18 protein-coding genes, 2 tRNA genes and 1 rRNA gene are annotated in these 18941 nt (G+C 52.4%); 6 read left to right on the top strand and 15 right to left on the bottom strand.

Annotated elements, in window-relative coordinates; genetic code table 11:
• Positions 1–6: 6 nt before the first annotated feature.
• Both rhoL and trxA read right to left on the bottom strand, forming a co-directional pair.
• Complete coding sequence (rhoL, locus tag A7098_RS16155; RefSeq protein ID WP_010345119.1) at positions 7–108, bottom strand: rho operon leader peptide RhoL; 102 nt, start codon at positions 106–108, stop codon at positions 7–9.
• A 139-nt stretch (positions 109–247) separates the two neighbouring features.
• Positions 248–577 (bottom strand): thioredoxin TrxA, encoded by a 330-nt coding sequence (gene trxA, locus A7098_RS16150; RefSeq protein WP_001280776.1) that lies wholly within the window; start codon positions 575–577, stop codon positions 248–250.
• A 130-nt stretch (positions 578–707) separates the two neighbouring features.
• Here trxA and rhlB point away from each other — a divergent pair, with 130 nt between their 5' ends.
• Positions 708–1973 (top strand): ATP-dependent RNA helicase RhlB, encoded by a 1266-nt coding sequence (gene rhlB / locus A7098_RS16145; protein ID WP_105281088.1) that lies wholly within the window; start codon positions 708–710, stop codon positions 1971–1973.
• Positions 1974–2108: 135 nt separating this feature from the next.
• On the top strand, positions 2109–3593 hold the full coding sequence (gppA, locus tag A7098_RS16135; RefSeq protein ID WP_000535978.1) for a guanosine-5'-triphosphate,3'-diphosphate diphosphatase: 1485 nt from the start codon (positions 2109–2111) through the stop codon (positions 3591–3593).
• Between the two features lie 104 nt (positions 3594–3697).
• Here the strand turns inward: gppA and rep are convergent, their stop codons facing one another.
• The gene (gene rep, locus A7098_RS16130; protein WP_105281087.1) at positions 3698–5719 is read right to left on the bottom strand and encodes a DNA helicase Rep; all 2022 of its coding nucleotides are present in this window, start codon (positions 5717–5719) and stop codon (positions 3698–3700) included.
• A gap of 86 nt (positions 5720–5805) precedes the next feature.
• Here rep and ppiC point away from each other — a divergent pair, with 86 nt between their 5' ends.
• Positions 5806–6087 carry a peptidylprolyl isomerase PpiC gene (ppiC, locus tag A7098_RS16125; protein WP_001140260.1) on the top strand — a complete coding sequence of 94 codons (282 nt, stop codon included), beginning with the start codon at positions 5806–5808 and terminating at the stop codon, positions 6085–6087.
• Positions 6088–6161: 74 nt separating this feature from the next.
• Here ppiC and ilvC read toward each other — a convergent pair whose 3' ends face one another.
• Positions 6162–7637 carry a ketol-acid reductoisomerase gene (gene ilvC, locus A7098_RS16120; protein ID WP_000024944.1) on the bottom strand — a complete coding sequence of 492 codons (1476 nt, stop codon included), beginning with the start codon at positions 7635–7637 and terminating at the stop codon, positions 6162–6164.
• A gap of 151 nt (positions 7638–7788) precedes the next feature.
• On the opposite strand from ilvC, the gene ilvY reads away from it, so the two are divergent.
• Positions 7789–8679 carry an HTH-type transcriptional activator IlvY gene (ilvY, locus tag A7098_RS16115; protein WP_000365757.1) on the top strand — a complete coding sequence of 297 codons (891 nt, stop codon included), beginning with the start codon at positions 7789–7791 and terminating at the stop codon, positions 8677–8679.
• Here ilvY and ilvA read toward each other — a convergent pair.
• The 7 genes from ilvA to ilvL form a co-directional block, all read right to left on the bottom strand.
• On the bottom strand, positions 8676–10220 hold the full coding sequence (ilvA, locus tag A7098_RS16110; protein ID WP_105281086.1) for a threonine ammonia-lyase, biosynthetic: 1545 nt from the start codon (positions 10218–10220) through the stop codon (positions 8676–8678). The genes ilvY and ilvA overlap by 4 nt on opposite strands.
• A 2-nt stretch (positions 10221–10222) precedes the next feature.
• The gene (gene ilvD, locus A7098_RS16105) at positions 10223–12073 is read right to left on the bottom strand and encodes a dihydroxy-acid dehydratase (protein ID WP_032226901.1); all 1851 of its coding nucleotides are present in this window, start codon (positions 12071–12073) and stop codon (positions 10223–10225) included.
• Between the two features lie 64 nt (positions 12074–12137).
• Entirely contained in the window at positions 12138–13067 is a 930-nt protein-coding gene (ilvE, locus tag A7098_RS16100) for a branched-chain-amino-acid transaminase (RefSeq protein WP_105281085.1), read from the bottom strand.
• A 19-nt stretch (positions 13068–13086) separates the two neighbouring features.
• Positions 13087–13350, bottom strand: coding sequence for an acetolactate synthase 2 small subunit (gene ilvM / locus A7098_RS16095; protein WP_000983255.1), 264 nt, complete (start codon positions 13348–13350; stop codon positions 13087–13089).
• Complete coding sequence (ilvG, locus tag A7098_RS16090) at positions 13347–14993, bottom strand: acetolactate synthase 2 catalytic subunit (protein ID WP_105281084.1); 1647 nt, start codon at positions 14991–14993, stop codon at positions 13347–13349. The genes ilvM and ilvG overlap by 4 nt, the downstream gene beginning before the upstream one ends.
• 2 nt (positions 14994–14995) lie before the next feature.
• Positions 14996–15046 carry a peptide IlvX gene (ilvX, locus tag A7098_RS16085; protein ID WP_101687388.1) on the bottom strand — a complete coding sequence of 17 codons (51 nt, stop codon included), beginning with the start codon at positions 15044–15046 and terminating at the stop codon, positions 14996–14998.
• Positions 15047–15132: 86 nt separating this feature from the next.
• The gene (ilvL, locus tag A7098_RS16080; protein WP_001311244.1) at positions 15133–15231 is read right to left on the bottom strand and encodes an ilv operon leader peptide; all 99 of its coding nucleotides are present in this window, start codon (positions 15229–15231) and stop codon (positions 15133–15135) included.
• Positions 15232–15581: 350 nt separating this feature from the next.
• Here ilvL and A7098_RS16070 point away from each other — a divergent pair, with 350 nt between their 5' ends.
• Positions 15582–17102, top strand: a complete 1521-nt coding sequence (locus A7098_RS16070) for a YifB family Mg chelatase-like AAA ATPase (RefSeq protein ID WP_000058999.1) — start codon at positions 15582–15584, stop codon at positions 17100–17102.
• Positions 17103–17126: 24 nt separating this feature from the next.
• Here the strand turns inward: A7098_RS16070 and maoP are convergent, their stop codons facing one another.
• On the bottom strand, positions 17127–17465 hold the full coding sequence (gene maoP, locus A7098_RS16065) for a macrodomain Ori organization protein MaoP (RefSeq protein WP_000841001.1): 339 nt from the start codon (positions 17463–17465) through the stop codon (positions 17127–17129).
• A gap of 118 nt (positions 17466–17583) precedes the next feature.
• Here maoP and hdfR point away from each other — a divergent pair, with 118 nt between their 5' ends.
• A complete protein-coding gene (hdfR, locus tag A7098_RS16060) occupies positions 17584–18423 on the top strand; it encodes an HTH-type transcriptional regulator HdfR (protein WP_105281083.1) in 840 nt (279 codons plus the stop codon).
• Positions 18424–18517: 94 nt separating this feature from the next.
• On the opposite strand, the gene A7098_RS16055 is transcribed toward hdfR, so the two are convergent.
• The 3 genes from A7098_RS16055 to rrf all read right to left on the bottom strand — a co-directional run bounded on the left by A7098_RS16055 (position 18518) and on the right by rrf (position 18848).
• Positions 18518–18593 (bottom strand) — tRNA-Trp (locus A7098_RS16055).
• A gap of 8 nt (positions 18594–18601) precedes the next feature.
• Positions 18602–18678: transfer RNA gene (locus A7098_RS16050), tRNA-Asp, on the bottom strand.
• A 54-nt stretch (positions 18679–18732) separates the two neighbouring features.
• Positions 18733–18848 (bottom strand): 5S ribosomal RNA (gene rrf, locus A7098_RS16045).
• Positions 18849–18941 lie beyond the last annotated feature (93 nt).

Raw genomic sequence — 18941 nt, 5'->3', positions numbered from 1 at the left:
TTACGGTCATCGACTCATGTCTTTTCGCTGTCTGGTCACAGGAAAGTACGCAGAACTGAAACGACAAGACGGATTGAGTGACAAACCAGAAATCTGTTCACTTCGCATTAGATAAAAACGGGAAGCGTTGGATATTACAAGATTCAAACTTAATAAGGTAAGTTTAATACGAAGTCAACATTAAGTTAGCATGGCTCACGCCGGGCGTCCAGTTTTTAGCGACAGGGCACCCGAACATGACGTTCCCTTATGCCAGATTGGCGTCGAGGAACTCTTTCAACTGACCTTTAGACAGCGCGCCGACTTTCGTTGCCGCCACTTCACCATTCTTGAACAGCAGCAGAGTCGGGATACCACGGATGCCATATTTCGGCGCAGTGCCAGGGTTTTGATCGATGTTCAGTTTTGCAACGGTCAGTTTGCCCTGATATTCGTCAGCGATTTCATCCAGAATCGGGGCGATCATTTTGCACGGACCGCACCACTCTGCCCAGAAATCGACGAGGATTGCCCCGTCCGCTTTGAGTACATCCGTGTCAAAACTGTCGTCAGTCAGGTGAATAATTTTATCGCTCATATATAACTCCACAGGAATAAGCCTGGCGTGTTGGTTTCGTTGTTGGTGTAACATTAACCAACTAAAGGTTGACTTTATTTCACCGGATACGCTTTCGTAAAGCAATAGTAAGCTGATATTCTATCACACTATGAGCAAAACACATTTAACAGAACAGAAGTTTTCCGACTTCGCCCTGCATCCGAAAGTTGTAGAAGCCCTTGAAAAAAAAGGGTTTCATAACTGTACGCCCATTCAGGCACTGGCTCTTCCGCTAACGCTGGAAGGTCGTGACGTAGCCGGGCAGGCGCAAACCGGTACCGGGAAAACGATGGCGTTTCTTACGTCTTCGTTTCATTACCTTCTCTCTCATCCCGCAATTGCCGATCGCAAGGTGAATCAACCGCGTGCCTTAATTATGGCACCGACGCGTGAACTTGCCGTGCAGATCCACGCCGACGCGGAACCACTGGCACAAGCTACTGGCCTGAAACTGGGTCTGGCCTACGGTGGCGATGGCTACGACAAACAGTTGAAAGTGCTGGAAAGCGGCGTTGACATTCTGATTGGCACCACGGGTCGTTTAATTGACTACGCCAAACAAAACCATATTAACCTCGGTGCCATTCAGGTGGTGGTGCTGGACGAAGCCGATCGCATGTACGATCTGGGCTTTATTAAAGATATCCGCTGGCTGTTCCGCCGTATGCCGCCTGCGAACCAGCGCCTCAACATGCTGTTCTCCGCCACACTTTCGTACCGGGTACGTGAACTGGCGTTCGAGCAGATGAATAACGCCGAATATATCGAAGTGGAACCGGAACAGAAAACGGGCCACCGTATTAAAGAAGAGCTTTTCTACCCTTCTAACGAAGAAAAGATGCGTTTGTTGCAAACGCTGATCGAAGAAGAGTGGCCAGACAGAGCGATTATTTTCGCCAACACCAAACACCGTTGTGAAGATATCTGGGGTCACCTGGCGGCAGATGGTCATCGTGTTGGTCTGTTGACGGGCGATGTGGCGCAGAAAAAACGCCTGCGTATTCTTGATGAATTTACCCGTGGCGATCTGGATATTCTGGTTGCTACCGACGTTGCTGCTCGTGGTCTGCATATTCCGGCAGTGACGCACGTGTTTAACTACGATTTGCCCGATGACTGTGAAGATTACGTTCACCGTATCGGTCGTACTGGCCGCGCAGGCGCAAGCGGTCACTCTATCAGCCTGGCGTGTGAAGAGTATGCATTGAATTTGCCTGCTATTGAGACCTATATTGGTCACTCAATTCCGGTAAGCAAATACAATCCGGACGCATTGATGACCGATCTGCCAAAACCGCTGCGCCTCACGCGCCCGCGCACAGGCAATGGTTCGCGTCGTACTGGTGCTCCACGTAATCGTCGTCGTTCAGGTTAAATAAATAATGTCATACTCAAAATCATTCAAACTGTATCAAGATGGCAAGAGAATGAATCCCGATGCGCTTACTGTAGTAAGTGATTCGGGTGAAAGAATGCAGCCAACGCAGAGACAGATTGAAGGATGAAGAGTATGGGTTCCACCTCGTCGCTATATGCAGCTATTGATCTCGGTTCAAATAGTTTCCATATGCTGGTAGTGCGCGAGGTGGCTGGAAGTATCCAGACGCTGACGCGAATTAAACGTAAAGTGCGTCTGGCTGCTGGCCTGAACAGCGAAAATGCCCTGTCTAATGAAGCAATGGAGCGCGGCTGGCAATGTTTGCGCCTGTTTGCTGAACGTCTGCAAGATATCCCACCATCGCAAATTCGCGTTGTCGCTACGGCGACGTTACGACTTGCTGTCAATGCCGGTGATTTTATTGCTAAAGCGCAGGAAATCCTCGGTTGTCCAGTGCAAGTCATTAGTGGTGAAGAAGAAGCTCGCCTGATTTATCAGGGTGTTGCTCACACCACCGGCGGAGCCGATCAGCGCCTGGTCGTGGATATTGGCGGCGCGAGTACCGAACTGGTCACTGGCACAGGTGCACAGACCACGTCTTTGTTCAGCCTGTCGATGGGCTGCGTCACCTGGCTGGAACGTTATTTCGTCGATCGTAATCTCGGGCAGGAAAACTTTGTCGCAGCTGAACAAGCCGCACGTGAAGTTTTGCGTCCGGTTGCTGATGAACTGCGATATCACGGCTGGAAAGTGTGCGTTGGCGCTTCCGGCACCGTGCAGGCGTTACAGGAAATAATGATGGCGCAGGGGATGGATGAGCGCATTACCCTCGCGAAGTTGCAGCAACTGAAACAGCGCGCTATTCATTGTGGTCGGCTGGAAGAGCTGGAGATTGAAGGGTTAACGCTGGAACGCGCATTAGTATTCCCGAGTGGTCTGGCGATCCTGATAGCCATTTTTACCGAACTGAATATTCAGTGTATGACCCTGGCGGGCGGTGCTCTACGTGAAGGCCTGGTCTACGGCATGTTACATCTGGCGGTTGAGCAAGATATTCGCAGCCGAACACTGCATAATATTCAGCGCCGCTTTATGATTGATATTGATCAGGCTCAGCGCGTAGCCAGCGTTGCGGCTAACTTCTTCGATCAAGTGGAGAGTGAATGGCATCTTGAAGCGATTAGCCGCGATTTGCTAATTAGCGCCTGTCAACTTCATGAAATTGGTCTGAGCGTTGATTTCAAACAAGCGCCGCAACATGCCGCTTATCTCGTGCGTAATCTGGATCTTCCCGGTTTTACGCCTGCGCAGAAAAAGCTGCTGGCGACGCTATTGCTCAACCAGACGAATCCAGTCGATCTCTCATCGCTGCATCAACAAAATGCCGTACCGCCGCGCGTTGCGGAACAACTCTGTCGTTTACTGCGCCTGGCAATCATTTTTGCCAGCCGTCGCCGTGACGATTTAGTGCCGGAGATGACATTACAGGCCAACCATGAACAGTTGACCCTGACACTGCCGCAAGGTTGGCTGGCTCAGCACCCGCTGGGTAAAGAGATTATCGATCAGGAAATTGAGTGGCAGAGCTATGTCCACTGGCCGCTGGAAGTGCTTTAACGTGTAATGTGCCGGATGCGATGCTCACGCATCTTATCCGGCGATAATTCCGCTTTCCGGTGCCGTGATCATCCAATCCAACCAGCCCCAGACAATACGAATGGCTATTTGCCTCGTTTTGCTGCCATCATCGCTTTCAGATTCGCCAGATGGTTTTGCCCTTTCTGCATCCGTTCTTCGGCGCTGACCACTTTGCGCTCTTGTTCCCAAATCAAGTCATCCTGCGGTAATTCCAGCAGGAAGCGGCTCGGCTCCGGACGTACCAGCTCACCGTACTGACGACGCTCTTTACACAGCGTAAAGGTCAACTCTTTCTGGGCGCGGGTGATGCCGACATAGGCCAGCCGCCGCTCTTCATCGATATTATCCTCGTCGATGCTGCTTTGGTGCGGCAAAAATCCTTCTTCCATACCGACCATGTAGACATAAGGAAACTCCAGCCCTTTTGACGCGTGCAGAGTCATCAGTTGCACCTGATCAAGCTCTTCGTCACTCTCGCCACGTTCCATCATGTCGCGCAGAGTAAAGCGCGTCACCACCTGGGTGAGCGTCATCGGCTCATCCAGTTCGCTACCTTCCAGCATCTCCGTCATCCAGCTAAATAACTGGTTAACGTTCTTCATGCGCATTTCGGCGGCTTTCGGGCTGGGTGACGTTTCGTATAACCAGGATTCATAATCCATCCCGTGGATCAGATCGCGCACTGCGGCGACAGGCTCCCGCTCCGCCAGTCGCTGGATTTCCGCCAGCCAGTGAGTAAATCGGGTCAACGCTTCATAACCACGTCCACTCAGTGTCTGACTCAACCCCATATCAAAGCTGGCGGTAAACATACTTTTATTACGCGTCATCGCCCACTCACCCAGCTTTTTCAGCGTCGCCGGGCCAATCTCTCGCTTCGGCGTGTTAACGATACGCAGAAATGCGCTGTCATCGTCCGGGTTAGTCAGCACGCGCAGATAAGCCAGCAAATCCTTGATTTCAGGACGAGAGAAAAACGACGTACCACCGGATATTTTGTACGGGATGCGGTTTTGCATCAGGAATTTTTCAAACACCCGCGACTGATGGTTACCGCGATAAAGAATAGCGTAATCTTTGTACTGCGTTTTATTGACGAAGTGATGGGCGATCAGCTCGCCAGTAACGCGCTCGGCTTCATGTTCCTCGTTATTCGCGCTTAAAACTTTTAGCTCTGTGCCGTAACCCAGTTCGGAGAACAGACGCTTTTCAAAGACGTGCGGGTTATTGGCGATCAGGATGTTCGCCGCTTTCAAAATACGTCCGGAAGAGCGGTAGTTCTGCTCAAGCTTAATCACCTTCAACGCCGGGAAATCCTGGCTCAGCAGCACCAGGTTTTGCGGACGTGCGCCGCGCCAGGAGTAGATCGACTGGTCATCATCTCCCACCACGGTAAAGCGAGCGCGGCTGCCCACCAGCAGTTTCACCAGCTCATACTGGCTGGTGTTGGTATCCTGATACTCATCCACCAGCAGGTAGCGAATCTTGTTTTGCCAGCGTTCGCGTACTTCCACATTGCGTTGCAACAGCAATGTCGGCAATAAAATCAGATCGTCGAAGTCGAGAACATTGCACGCTTTCAGGTGCGCATCATACAGCCCATAACAATGGGCAAAAATGCGATCCCGCTCGCCTTTTGCCTCTGCCGCCGCCTGCGCAGGAGTTTTGAGATCGTTCTTCCAATTAGAGATGGTTGAAATCAGCTGTTGCAGGAGAACTTTGTCATCTTCAATCAGTCCTTCGGTCAACTCTTTGAGCAAAGCAAGCTGATCGGTATCGTCAAACAGCGAAAAGTTCGCTTTCATCCCTAACGCTGCATACTCGCGTTTGATGATATCCAGCCCCAGCGTGTGGAAGGTGGAGATCATCAGCCCACGAGCCTCTTTGCGCCCCAGCGTCTGCCCGACACGCTCTTTCATCTCGCGCGCTGCTTTATTGGTAAAGGTCACCGCTGCGATATGTCGCGCCTGATAACCGCAGCCACGGATCAGATGGGCGATTTTATTAGTGATCACACGAGTCTTGCCGGAACCCGCGCCCGCCAGCACCAGGCAGGGGCCGGTAACGAATTCGACAGCTTGTTGTTGGCCGGGGTTTAGACGCATAGAAAAATCGCTCAATGAAAGTCGGGAGGGGGAAATAACAGCGTGGTAGTATAGCCAGCCTCATCCTTACCACTCAAGGCACGATCATGGCAAAAACAGCAGCAGCACTGCATATCCTTGTAAAAGAAGAGAAACTGGCTCAGGAACTTCTGGAGCAGATCAAGAACGGCGCCGATTTTGGCAAGCTGGCGAAGAAACATTCCATTTGCCCGTCAGGCAAACGCGGCGGTGATTTAGGGGAATTTCGCCAGGGTCAGATGGTTCCGGCGTTTGATAAAGTGGTGTTCTCTTGTCCGGTGCTGGAGCCAACCGGCCCGCTGCATACCCAGTTCGGGTATCACATCATTAAGGTGCTGTACCGCAACTAACAGCAAGGCCTTCTCCCGGAGAAGGCCTTGAGTGTTTTCTCCCTCTCCCTGTGGGAGAGGGCATCAGCGCACACTTAACCCGCAACAGCAATACGTTTCATATCCGTCATATAGCCACGCAGTTTCTTACCTACCTGCTCAATTGCATGGCTGCGAATCGCATCATTTACATCACGCAGTTGCGCGTTATCTACCGCACCTTCTGGAATAGCTTTACCCAGATCGCCCGGCTGCAGCTCTGCCATAAACGGTTTCAGCAGCGGTACGCAAGCGTAAGAGAACAGATAGTTACCGTATTCTGCGGTATCAGAGATAACCACGTTCATTTCGTACAGACGCTTACGGGCGATGGTGTTGGCAATCAGCGGCAGCTCATGCAGTGATTCATAGTATGCCGACTCTTCAATGATGCCGGAATCAACCATGGTTTCGAACGCCAGCTCAACGCCCGCTTTCACCATCGCGATCATCAGCACGCCTTTATCGAAGTACTCCTGCTCGCCGATTTTACCTTCATACTGCGGTGCGGTTTCGAACGCGGTTTTGCCGGTCTCTTCACGCCAGGTCAGCAGTTTCTTATCATCATTAGCCCAGTCTGCCATCATGCCAGAGGAGAATTCACCGGAGATGATGTCGTCCATATGTTTCTGGAACAGCGGCGCCATGATCTCTTTCAGTTGTTCTGACAGCGCATAAGCACGCAGTTTCGCCGGGTTAGAGAGCCTGTCCATCATCAGGGTGATGCCGCCCTGCTTCAGGGCTTCGGTGATGGTTTCCCAGCCGAACTGAATCAGTTTTTCTGCATATGCCGGGTCGGTGCCCTCTTCCACCAGCTTGTCGAAGCACAGCAGAGAACCAGCCTGCAACATACCGCACAGGATAGTTTGCTCGCCCATCAGGTCTGATTTAACTTCCGCAACGAAAGAGGATTCCAGAACGCCGGCACGATGACCGCCTGTTGCTGCCGCCCAGGCTTTAGCGATCGCCATGCCTTCGCCTTTCGGATCGTTTTCCGGGTGAACGGCAATCAGCGTCGGTACGCCGAATCCACGTTTATACTCTTCACGCACTTCGGTGCCAGGGCATTTCGGCGCAACCATTACTACAGTGATGTCTTTACGGATCTGCTCGCCCACTTCGACGATGTTGAAACCATGCGAGTAACCCAGCGCAGCGCCATCTTTCATCAGCGGTTGAACGGAACGCACTACGTCAGAGTGCTGCTTGTCCGGCGTCAGGTTAACCACCAGATCCGCCTGCGGGATCAGTTCTTCGTAAGTACCTACCTTAAAACCGTTTTCAGTCGCTTTACGCCAGGACGCGCGCTTCTCAGCGATCGCTTCTTTACGCAGGGCGTAGGAGATATCGAGACCAGAATCACGCATGTTCAGGCCCTGGTTCAGACCCTGCGCGCCACAACCGACGATGACCACTTTTTTACCCTGAAGGTAGCTCGCGCCGTCAGCGAACTCGTCGCGCCCCATAAAGCGACATTTGCCCAGTTGTGCCAGCTGCTGGCGCAGATTCAGTGTATTGAAGTAGTTAGCCATGGTGATTCCTCGTGATGTTGTGCTTCTTATTGTTCGGTTCGCTGTTGAGCGAGAATGTCACCACATTACAACAGGAAATTTATTGCGGAAATTGATATATTCACAACGTCATATTGCAATTTCTGCAACGTCATAACCGGGGGTTAAGCCTGTGGATTTACGCGACCTGAAAATGTTTCTGCATCTGGCGGAAAGCCGCCATTTTGGCCGTAGCGCGCGGGCAATGCACGTCAGCCCCTCCACGCTTTCCCGACAGATTCAGCGCCTGGAAGAAGATCTCGGCCAACCGCTGTTTGTGCGCGATAACCGCACGGTAACGCTGACGGAAGCGGGCGAAGAGCTGCGTGTTTTCGCCCAGCAAACGTTGTTACAGTATCAGCAATTGCGCCACACCATCGACCAGCAAGGGCCGTCCCTCTCTGGCGAATTACATATTTTCTGTTCGGTGACTGCCGCTTACAGCCATCTGCCACCGATTCTCGACCGATTCCGCGCGGAGCATCCATCGGTGGAAATTAAGCTCACCACCGGTGATGCGGCGGATGCAATGGAAAAAGTGGTCACTGGAGAAGCAGATTTGGCGATTGCCGGGAAGCCGGAGACTCTGCCAGGCGCGGTGGCGTTTTCGATGCTGGAGAACCTGGCGGTGGTGCTGATCGCGCCCGCGCTGCCCTGCCCGGTGCGTAATCAGGTCTCAGTAGAACAACCGGACTGGTCGACGATTCCCTTCATCATGGCCGATCAGGGACCGGTACGCCGCCGTATTGAACTGTGGTTCCGACGCAATAAAATCAGTAACCCGATGATTTACGCCACGGTTGGCGGGCATGAAGCAATGGTATCGATGGTGGCGCTTGGCTGTGGTGTGGCGCTGCTGCCGGAAGTGGTACTGGATAACAGCCCGGAGCCAGTGCGTAATCGTGTGATGATTTTAGAGCGCAGCGATGAGAAAACGCCGTTTGAGCTGGGCGTTTGTGCGCAAAAAAAGCGGCTACATGAGCCGCTGATTGAGGCGTTCTGGAAGATTTTGCCGAACCATTAACCCGCCAAAAAGAACCTGAACGCCGGGTTATTGGTTTCGTCGTGGCAATCGTAGCCCAGCTCATTCAGCCGGGTTTCGAAATCCGGTTCATGATCGCCCAGCTCGAACGCTGCCAGTACACGCCCGTAGTCGGTGCCATGACTGCGATAGTGGAACAAAGAGATATTCCAGTGCGTCCCCAGCGTGTTGAGGAAGCGCAGCAGCGCGCCCGGTGATTCCGGGAATTCGAAGCTGTAGAGGCGTTCCTGCAACGGATGCGATGGACGCCCGCCAACCATATAGCGCACATGCAACTTCGCCATTTCGTCGTCGGAGAGATCAACCACGCTGTAGCCGCCGTCGCTGAGCATCTGCAAAATTTCTTTGCGCTCTTCAAGGCCGCGACTTAAGCGCACACCGACAAAAATACAGGCATCTTTAGCATCAGCGAAACGGTAGTTGAACTCTGTGACCGAGCGCCCGCCAAGCAACTGGCAGAACTTCAGAAAGCTGCCCTTCTCTTCCGGGATGGTCACCGCCAGCAACGCTTCACGCTGTTCGCCCAGTTCGCAGCGTTCCGAGACGTAGCGCAGACCGTGGAAGTTCACGTTGGCTCCAGAAAGAATATGCGCCAGCCGCTCACCGCGAATGTTGTGCTGAGCGATGTACTTTTTCATCCCCGCCAGCGCCAGCGCGCCAGACGGTTCCGCCACTGCGCGCACATCTTCGAATAAGTCTTTCATCGCTGCGCAGATGGCATCGCTATCGACGGTGATGATGTCGTCGAGATACTCCCGGCACAAACGGAAGGTTTCGTCGCCGATGCGTTTTACCGCAACACCTTCGGCGAATAGCCCCACGCGCGGCAGATCAACCGGATGACCCGCTTCCAGCGCCGCTTTCAGGCAGGCGGAATCTTCCGCTTCTACGGCGATCACTTTGATTTGCGGCATCAGCTGTTTGATCAGCACCGCCACGCCCGCAGCCAGACCACCGCCGCCGACTGGCACAAATACGCGGTCGAGATGAGCATCCTGCTGGAGCAGTTCCAGCGCCAGCGTGCCTTGCCCGGCGATCACCATCGGATGATCGAACGGCGGCACCCAGGTGAAGCCCTGCTGCTGCGACAGTTCGATCGCTTTAGCTTTCGCTTCATCAAAGTTCGCGCCGTGAAGCAGCACCTCACCGCCGAAGCCGCGCACCGCGTCGACTTTGATGTCGGCGGTAGCGGTTGGCATGACGATGAGCGCCTTCACACCTAACCGAGCGGAGGAGAACGCGACACCTTGCGCATGGTTACCCGCCGAGGCGGTGATCACACCGTGCGCTTTCTGTTCTTCCGTCAGACCTGCCATCATGGCATATGCGCCGCGCAGCTTGAAGCTGTGCACTGGCTGGCGGTCTTCGCGCTTCACCAGTATCACGTTATCAAGACGCGACGACAGTTTTTCCATTTTCTGTAGCGGCGTGACCTGTGCCGCTTCATAGACCGGCGCACGTAGCACCGCTCTTAAATATTCGGCACCTTCCGGGGTGCCTGACAGGGGTTGCGAGTCAGCCATTATTAACCCCCCAGTTTCGATTTATCGCGCACCGCACCTTTGTCGGCGCTGGTCGCCAGGCTGGCGTAGGCGCGCAAAGCAAAGGAAACCTGACGTTCACGGTTTTTCGGCGTCCAGGCTTTGTCGCCACGGGCTTCCTGCGCTTCACGACGCGCCGCCAGTTCGGCATCGCTTACCTGCAACTGAATGCCACGGTTCGGAATGTCGATGGCGATCAGGTCACCATCTTCAATCAGGCCAATGCTACCGCCGCTTGCCGCTTCCGGCGAGACGTGGCCGATGGAAAGGCCAGACGTACCGCCGGAGAAACGGCCGTCGGTGATCAGCGCACAGGCTTTGCCAAGCCCCATCGACTTCAGGAAGCTGGTTGGGTAGAGCATTTCCTGCATCCCCGGTCCGCCTTTCGGGCCTTCGTAGCGAATAACAACCACATCGCCAGCGACAACTTTACCGCCAAGAATCGCTTCTACCGCGTCATCCTGGCTTTCGTACACTTTCGCCGGGCCAGTGAATTTGAGGATGCTGTCATCGACGCCTGCCGTTTTAACGATGCAGCCATTTTCCGCGAAGTTACCGTAAAGTACCGCCAGGCCACCGTCTTTACTGTAGGCGTGCTCCAGCGAGCGGATGCAGCCGTTTGCGCGATCGTCATCGAGAGAATCCCAACGGCAATCCTGCGAGAATGCCTGTGTAGTGCGGATTCCAGCCGGGCCAGCGCGGAACATATTTTTCACCGCATCATCCTGAGTCAGCATGACATCGTATTGTTCCAGCGTTTGCGACAAGGTCAGGCCGAGTACGTTTTTCACATTGCGATTCAACAACCCGGCACGATCCAGTTCGCCGAGAATACCGATCACGCCACCAGCACGATGAACATCTTCCATATGGTATTTCTGGGTGCTCGGCGCAACTTTGCACAACTGCGGGACTTTACGCGAAAGTTTGTCGATATCACTCATGGTGAAGTCGATTTCCGCTTCTTGTGCCGCCGCCAGCAGGTGAAGAACCGTATTGGTAGAGCCGCCCATCGCGATATCCAACGTCATGGCGTTTTCAAACGCCGCTTTACTGGCGATATTACGTGGCAGTGCGCTTTCGTCGTTTTGCTCGTAGTAACGTTTGGTCAATTCAACAATGCGTTTACCGGCATTGAGGAACAGCTGCTTACGATCCGCGTGGGTTGCCAGTAGCGAGCCGTTGCCTGGCTGCGACAGACCCAGAGCTTCGGTCAGGCAGTTCATCGAGTTAGCGGTGAACATCCCGGAGCAGGAACCACAGGTTGGACAAGCCGAACGTTCAACCTGATCGCTCTGGGAGTCAGAAACTTTCGGATCTGCCCCCTGGATCATCGCATCAACCAGATCAAGCTTGATTAACTGATCGGATAGTTTGGTTTTCCCGGCCTCCATCGGACCACCGGAAACAAAGATCACCGGAATATTCAGGCGCAGGGAAGCCATCAGCATCCCCGGGGTGATTTTGTCACAGTTAGAGATGCAGACCATCGCGTCGGCGCAGTGGGCGTTGACCATATACTCAACAGAATCAGCGATCAGTTCGCGAGACGGCAGTGAATAAAGCATCCCCCCGTGACCCATGGCGATCCCATCATCCACCGCAATGGTGTTGAATTCTTTGGCAACGCCGCCAGCCGCTTCAATTTGTTCAGCGACCAGTTTACCGAGATCGCGCAGATGGACGTGCCCCGGTACAAATTGAGTGAACGAGTTCACAACAGCGATAATCGGCTTACCGAAATCAGCGTCGGTCATTCCAGTGGCGCGCCACAGCGCACGAGCACCCGCCATATTACGACCATGAGTGGTGGTGGCGGAACGGTACTTAGGCATACTTTATTTACTCCCAGTGTCTGTCTCGTAAATGGGACGGTGCGTGCCGTCCCATTTTTTGTATTTATTGATTAACCTGATCCAACCAGCCCCATTTATCTTCGGTTTCGCCGGTGAAGAGGCCGAAGAAGGCTTGCTGGATGCGTTTGGTGACCGGGCCACAACGGCCTTCGCCCACCTGAATACCGTCGACGCTGCGCACTGGCGTAATTTCAGCCGCTGTACCGGACATAAACACTTCATCTGCCAGATACAGCGATTCACGCGACAGCACCTGCTCACGCACTTCAATTCCCAGTTCTTTCGCCAGTTTGATGATGGCGTCACGGGTAATACCCGGCAGCGCGGATGAGGTAAACGGTGGGGTGAACAGCACGCCGTCTTTCACTTCAAACAGGTTTTCGCCTGCACCTTCAGAGATGTAACCATTCACATCCAGCGCGATACCTTCCTGATAACCGTGGCGGCGCGCTTCGCTGCCAACCAGCAGGGAAGAGAGGTAGTTCCCCCCCGCTTTCGCAGCGGTTGGAATGGTGTTTGGCGCCGCGCGGTTCCAGGAAGAAACCATCGCGTCGATCCCCTGCTCCAGTGCTTCCGCGCCCAGATAAGCTCCCCACGGGAAAGCGGCAATAATCACGTCGGTGGTGTATCCCGCTGGTGGGTTAACGCCCATGCCAACATCACCTACGAAGATCAGCGGACGGATATAGGCGCTGGTGAGATTGTTTTTACGGATCACTTCGCGGCAAGCTTCCATCAGCTCATCAATGCTCTGCAAAACCGGGAAGCGGTAAATTTTGGCAGAGTCATGCAGACGTTGCATATGCTCACGATGACGGAATACAACTGGACCTTTATGCGAGTCGTAGCAACGGATGCCTTCAAAAACCGAGGTGCCATAGTGCAGCGCATGAGACATCACATGCACCTTCGCGTCTTCCCAGCGAACCATCTCCCCATTGAACCAAATGTAATCAGCTTTCTTCGTGGTCATTTTTATATTCCTTTTGCGCTCAGGCGCGGATTTGTTGTGATGTGGTTGTGCTCTGGCAGATAGCAACGTGTGCGACGTCTACCAGTTTATTTAACTGACTAAACAGTAAGTCGACCGAACGCGGGCTGGCAACGGTCAATTCAATATTTATATTTTGTGCATCGCTGGCGGCAGCCATATTCATTGAGCAGACGTGGAAACCACGATGACGCACCACGCGTAAAACACGTTCTAAGGTTTCTGGATTGAAGCGAGCCGATACATTGACCTGATGTTGCATCATGATAATTTCTCCAACATTTCTGAATTACTGGCGCCAGGCGGCACCAGCGGCCAGACGTTCTCAAGTTCGTCGATTGAGACATGAAGCAGGTATGGCCCATCACTGTTCAGCATGGTGTCGAGTGCCGCTTCAACCTGGTCTTTACGGGTGATGTGTTGACCAGGGATGCCGAAGGCGCTGGCTAACATGAGGAAATCTGGGTTATCGGTAAGGGTGGTTTCGCTATATCGTTCCTGGAAAAACAGTTGCTGCCATTGTCGAACCATCCCTAACCGCTGGTTATCGAGTAAGACAATTTTCAACGGTAACTGCTTGCGTTTTACGGTGCCCAGCTCTTGTACATTCATCATGAAAGAACCGTCACCGGAGAGACAAACGACAGTATCGTTCGGTCGCGCGACTTGTGCGCCAACCGCCGCCGGTAAACCGAAGCCCATAGTGCCTAAACCGCTTGAAGTGATAAAATTTTCCGGGCGAGTGTGGGCGATGTGCTGCGCAGCCCACATCTGATGCTGCCCCACATCCGTGGTCACAACGCAATCCGCAGGTTTACGATCCGACAGTTGTTTTAACAACAACGGCGCGTAGATAGCATCTCCAGGATGATCGTAACGCCAGGCATGTTCACTACGCATTTGTGCGCAGTATTGCTGCCATTCATCGATATTTAACGATTGCTGTAACGCAGGCAACAGCATGTTTAAATCGCCTTGTAATGCCACATGCGCCTGACGCAGCTTGTTCATTTCTGCCGGGTCGATATCCATATGGATAACACTGGCGTGTGGTGCGAAGGTGTTAAGTTTGCCGGTAACCCGGTCATCAAAACGTGCTCCAACGGCGATCAGCATATCGCACTCCTGCACCGCGAAGTTCGCCGCTTTGGTGCCGTGCATCCCCAGCATCCCCAGATAGTACGGATAATCCGCATCGACTGCGCCCAGCCCTTTCAGCGTGCAGGTGGCAGGCATTTTTGTGGCAGCGAGAAATTCATGCAGAGCAGGAACCGCCTGCGCCATACCCACGCCGCCGCCAACATACAGCATCGGTTTTTGCGCTTTTGCCAGCATCTGGCGCGCTTGCTCGACTTCGGCATGTGGGAAAGTCACTTCGTTTTCAACGGTGGTGAACCAGGGTTCCAGATCGCCGCAGGCTAACTGGATATCTTTAGGGATATCGACCAGAACCGGACCGGGACGACCTGAGCTGGCGACATCAAACGCTTCGGCCATGATGCGTGGTAATTCTTCCAGCGACTGCACCAGGAAGCTGTGTTTGGTACAGGCTAACGACAATCCCAGGACATCAACCTCCTGAAATGCATCGGTGCCGATGAACGGTGCAGATACCTGACCGGTGATGGCAACGACAGGGATGGAATCTAACAGCGCGTCCGCAAGTCCGGTGATCAGGTTGGTTGCGCCAGGGCCAGAAGTGGCGATGCACACGCCCGTTTTACCGGTAGCACGGGCATAACCGATAGCCGCCATTACCGCGCCCTGTTCATGCCGGCACAGCAAGTGTTCTACGCCACCGTCATACAATGCATCGTAAACAGGCATAATTGCGCCACCCGGATAACCGAAAACGGTGTTCACACCCTGTGCCCGCAAAGCATGTACCACCCACTGTGCGCCATTCATAGTTAGTTCCCCGTCCTGAATGTTGAGAAACAGAATTTTGTGCTGTTATTCATTGCCTGCTCCTCGATTATGTTTTTAAGGTCAAAAAAAACCCCCGAACCTTTCGGTGCGGGGGTCTTAGTTCGTTAAGGCTTGATCTCTAAGCCTTTCCTCGTCCAAGTGCAGCCCCGCACGGTGGGATAATAATCACCACCACGCTAATCACGACCAGGCTAATCACTCGTAGAAGGGCTGTCATTTTGTCTTTTCTTGCATCTTGTTCGAAGGAATGCCTAAAGAGTTACCATAGATTTTGCGAATAGCACAAGATATTTTTTGGCCGCTTTTTATGACTCTCATAATAATTTCTATAAAAACCATTGTTTTTTATATAAAAATTTGTGAGTGAAAAAAATTCAATTTCCGTATAATTCTCGCGCTCTTCGAGTGGCAGTTTTTTGTGCTTTTTATTTTTGCGAGAGTGATTCCATCACTAATACAACTCAAATTACTTTGCACAAATAAACGGGAATCAGCCGCTAAATAACACAATTTCGCAGACTACAGCAGGGATCTCTTATGTTCATAATGGTGACTTAAGGAGGACTTATGTCACTGTCAATTGTTCATACTCGTGCCGCCCTGGGAGTCAATGCTCCCCCGATCACTGTTGAGGTACATATCAGTAAAGGTTTGCCAGGGTTAACAATGGTGGGCTTACCAGAAACAACGGTGAAAGAAGCTCGCGATCGCGTGCGCAGCGCCATTATCAATAGCGGATATGAATATCCGGCGAAAAAAATCACCATCAACCTTGCTCCTGCCGATCTGCCAAAAGAAGGGGGACGATATGATTTACCTATCGCCATTGCGTTGCTGGCGGCCTCAGAACAGCTTACAGCCAATAAGTTAGATGAATATGAATTAGTCGGAGAACTGGCGCTTACAGGCGCTCTGCGTGGCGTTCCAGGCGCAATCTCCAGTGCAACTGAAGCCATTAAGTCGGGCAGAAAAATTATCGTCTCGAAAGACAACGAAGATGAAGTGGGGTTAATTAACGGTGAAGGATGCCTGATAGCCGATCATCTGCAGGCTGTCTGTGCATTTCTGGAAGGTAAACACGCTCTCGAACGCCCGAAACCAACTGATGTAGTATCCCGTGCATTACAACATGATCTCAGTGATGTTGTCGGTCAGGAGCAAGGAAAGCGAGGACTGGAAATTACTGCTGCTGGCGGACACAACCTTTTATTGATTGGACCGCCGGGAACAGGCAAAACGATGCTCGCCAGCCGTATTAATGGCCTGTTGCCAGATTTAAGCAATGAAGAAGCACTGGAGAGTGCCGCAATATTAAGCCTGGTAAATGCCGAATCAGTGCAAAAACAATGGCGGCAGCGCCCGTTCCGCTCACCGCACCACAGTGCGTCGTTAACTGCGATGGTGGGCGGTGGCGCAATTCCCGGGCCTGGTGAAATTTCGCTGGCGCATAACGGCGTACTTTTTCTTGATGAACTACCTGAATTTGAACGGCGTACACTGGATGCCTTGCGGGAACCCATAGAGTCAGGGCAAATCCATCTTTCACGCACACGAGCAAAAATAACCTATCCAGCCCGTTTCCAGCTTGTTGCGGCGATGAATCCCAGCCCAACAGGACATTATCAAGGGAACCATAACCGCTGCACGCCGGAACAAACGCTGCGTTATCTCAACCGACTCTCCGGTCCCTTTCTTGACCGCTTTGACCTCTCACTGGAGATCCCGCTACCGCCACCCGGTATTTTGAGCAAAGCGGTCATTCAGGGGGAAAGCAGCGCCACCGTTAAACAACGCGTAATGGCCGCCAGAGAGCGCCAATTTAAGCGGCAGAATAAACTGAATGCCTGGCTGGATAGTCCGGAAATACGACAATTTTGCAAGCTTGAGAACGAGGACGCACAGTGGCTGGAAGAAACGCTGATCCATCTGGGATTATCTATTCGTGCCTGGCAGCGGTTACTGAAAGTATCAAGAACCATAGCTGATATTGATCAGTCTGACGTCATCACACGTCAGCATTTACAAGAGGCCGTAAGTTATCGGGCTATCGACCGTTTGCTCATCCATTTGCAAAAGCTGCTGACGTAAAAAAAGGGCATTTCGCCCTTTTTATTAATCGTCGGAATCGGTGTAGTCTTCAGCACCTTCGACCTGCGGTTTACCGCCGGAAAGAGTGTGAAAACGTTTTGGACGCTTGATACGCGTCATATACTTGGACCACACGCGTTCTGCTTCTGTCACTGGCTCACGTTCGCCACGGCATACTGCTACGAAGAGTTTCTCTTCCTCGGTAACCGGCTCGCGTTTGCCGAGATCCAGCTCATTGAAGGCATAACCATGACGTTCAAGCAGTTGTGCCTCTTTGATGGTGAAATCACCATGACGAGAGAATCCACGTGGATAATGTTTATTGTCGAAATATCGATTAGTCGTCGTAAAGCTTTCCGCCATCCTGCACGCTCCTAATTCTTTGACCGAGCTAGTTATGGCGCGGAGTATTAGTTACGCTTGACAGAGTGTAAAACAAAACATTTAAATCATAACGACAAATAATTTTGCGGAGAGCACTGTGGATACGGAATTGTTAAAAACTTTCCTGGAAGTTAGCCGAACGCGTCACTTTGGCCGAGCGGCTGAATCGCTCTATCTGACCCAGTCAGCAGTGAGCTTTCGGATCAGACAACTGGAAAATCAACTGGGTGTGAATCTTTTCACCCGTCACAGAAACAATATCCGTTTAACCGCTGCCGGTGAAAAGCTGTTGCCTTATGCAGAAACACTCATGAGCACCTGGCAGACCGCTCGTAAGGAGGTAGCGCATACCTCACGACATAATGAGTTTTCTATCGGTGCCAGCGCCTCGTTGTGGGAGTGTATGCTTAATCAGTGGCTGGGGCGCTTGTATCAAAATCAGGATGCCCATACAGGCTTACAGTTCGAAGCGCGAATTGCCCAGCGCCAATCTCTGGTAAAACAACTGCATGAACGCCAGCTTGATCTTCTTATTACTACTGAAGCGCCCAAAATGGATGAATTTAGTAGTCAGTTACTGGGGCATTTTACTTTAGCACTCTATACCAGTGCCCCTTCTAAGCTAAAAGGTGAGCTTAACTATCTCCGTCTGGAATGGGGGCCGGATTTTCAACAACATGAGGCTGGTTTGATCGGTGCTGATGAAGTTCCAATGCTAACAACCAGTTCTGCTGAACTGGCACAGCAACAGATTGCGATGCTTAATGGTTGCACATGGCTACCGGTGAGCTGGGCGCGTAAGAAAGGCGGGCTGCATACCGTTGTCGACAGCACAACTCTTTCACGTCCTCTTTATGCTATATGGCTGCAAAATAGCGATAAACACGCGTTGATTCGCGAACTATTGAAAATTAACGTGCTGGATGATGTGTATTAATCTGAATGGCTGGCAAGGATGCCGGTAGAAGGATTTACTTCGGAGAGGTTATTTCAGATAAAAAAAATCCTTAGCTTTCGCTAAGGATGATTTCTGGCAGGGGCGGAGAGACTCGAACTCCCAACACCCGGTTTTGGAGACCGGTGCTCTACCAATTGAACTACGCCCCTAATTAGGGTGGCGGAACGGACGGGACTCGAACCCGCGACCCCCTGCGTGACAGGCAGGTATTCTAACCGACTGAACTACCGCTCCACCGAATTCTTTTACAACCACCAGTTTTATGACCGGCTTACTGCTAAATTTGATGCCTGGCAGTTCCCTACTCTCGCATGGGGAGACCCCACACTACCATCGGCGCTACGGCGTTTCACTTCTGAGTTCGGCATGGGGTCAGGTGGGACCACCGCGCTACGGCCGCCAGGCAAATTCTGTTTATCAACACGTCTTATTCCGACCTGTCGATTTAATCTGTATCAGGCTGAAAATCTTCTCTCATCCGCCAAAACAGCTTCGGC

Origin of the sequence: Escherichia sp. MOD1-EC7011 (assembly GCF_002965005.1) — a bacterium.
GTDB lineage: Bacteria > Pseudomonadota > Gammaproteobacteria > Enterobacterales > Enterobacteriaceae > Escherichia > Escherichia ruysiae.
The sequence above is the reverse complement of the archived record's forward strand: the minus strand, read 5'-3'. Positions and strand labels throughout refer to the sequence as shown.

Excerpts from the sequence above, each read along its gene's own strand:
- rep (WP_105281087.1), bottom strand. The coding sequence starts at position 5,719 with ATGCGTCTAAACCCCGGCCAACAACAAGCTGTCGAATTCGTTACCGGC.
- ilvC (WP_000024944.1), bottom strand. The coding sequence starts at position 7,637 with ATGGCTAACTACTTCAATACACTGAATCTGCGCCAGCAGCTGGCACAA.
- ppiC (WP_001140260.1), top strand. The coding sequence starts at position 5,806 with ATGGCAAAAACAGCAGCAGCACTGCATATCCTTGTAAAAGAAGAGAAA.
- trxA (WP_001280776.1), bottom strand. The coding sequence starts at position 577 with ATGAGCGATAAAATTATTCACCTGACTGACGACAGTTTTGACACGGAT.
- ilvA (WP_105281086.1), bottom strand. The coding sequence starts at position 10,220 with ATGGCTGACTCGCAACCCCTGTCAGGCACCCCGGAAGGTGCCGAATAT.
- ilvG (WP_105281084.1), bottom strand. The coding sequence starts at position 14,993 with ATGAATGGCGCACAGTGGGTGGTACATGCTTTGCGGGCACAGGGTGTG.
- A7098_RS16070 (WP_000058999.1), top strand. The coding sequence starts at position 15,582 with ATGTCACTGTCAATTGTTCATACTCGTGCCGCCCTGGGAGTCAATGCT.
- rhlB (WP_105281088.1), top strand. The coding sequence starts at position 708 with ATGAGCAAAACACATTTAACAGAACAGAAGTTTTCCGACTTCGCCCTG.
- rhoL (WP_010345119.1), bottom strand. The coding sequence starts at position 108 with ATGCGAAGTGAACAGATTTCTGGTTTGTCACTCAATCCGTCTTGTCGT.
- gppA (WP_000535978.1), top strand. The coding sequence starts at position 2,109 with ATGGGTTCCACCTCGTCGCTATATGCAGCTATTGATCTCGGTTCAAAT.
- ilvE (WP_105281085.1), bottom strand. The coding sequence starts at position 13,067 with ATGACCACGAAGAAAGCTGATTACATTTGGTTCAATGGGGAGATGGTT.
- ilvM (WP_000983255.1), bottom strand. The coding sequence starts at position 13,350 with ATGATGCAACATCAGGTCAATGTATCGGCTCGCTTCAATCCAGAAACC.
- ilvL (WP_001311244.1), bottom strand. The coding sequence starts at position 15,231 with ATGACAGCCCTTCTACGAGTGATTAGCCTGGTCGTGATTAGCGTGGTG.
- ilvD (WP_032226901.1), bottom strand. The coding sequence starts at position 12,073 with ATGCCTAAGTACCGTTCCGCCACCACCACTCATGGTCGTAATATGGCG.
- maoP (WP_000841001.1), bottom strand. The coding sequence starts at position 17,465 with ATGGCGGAAAGCTTTACGACGACTAATCGATATTTCGACAATAAACAT.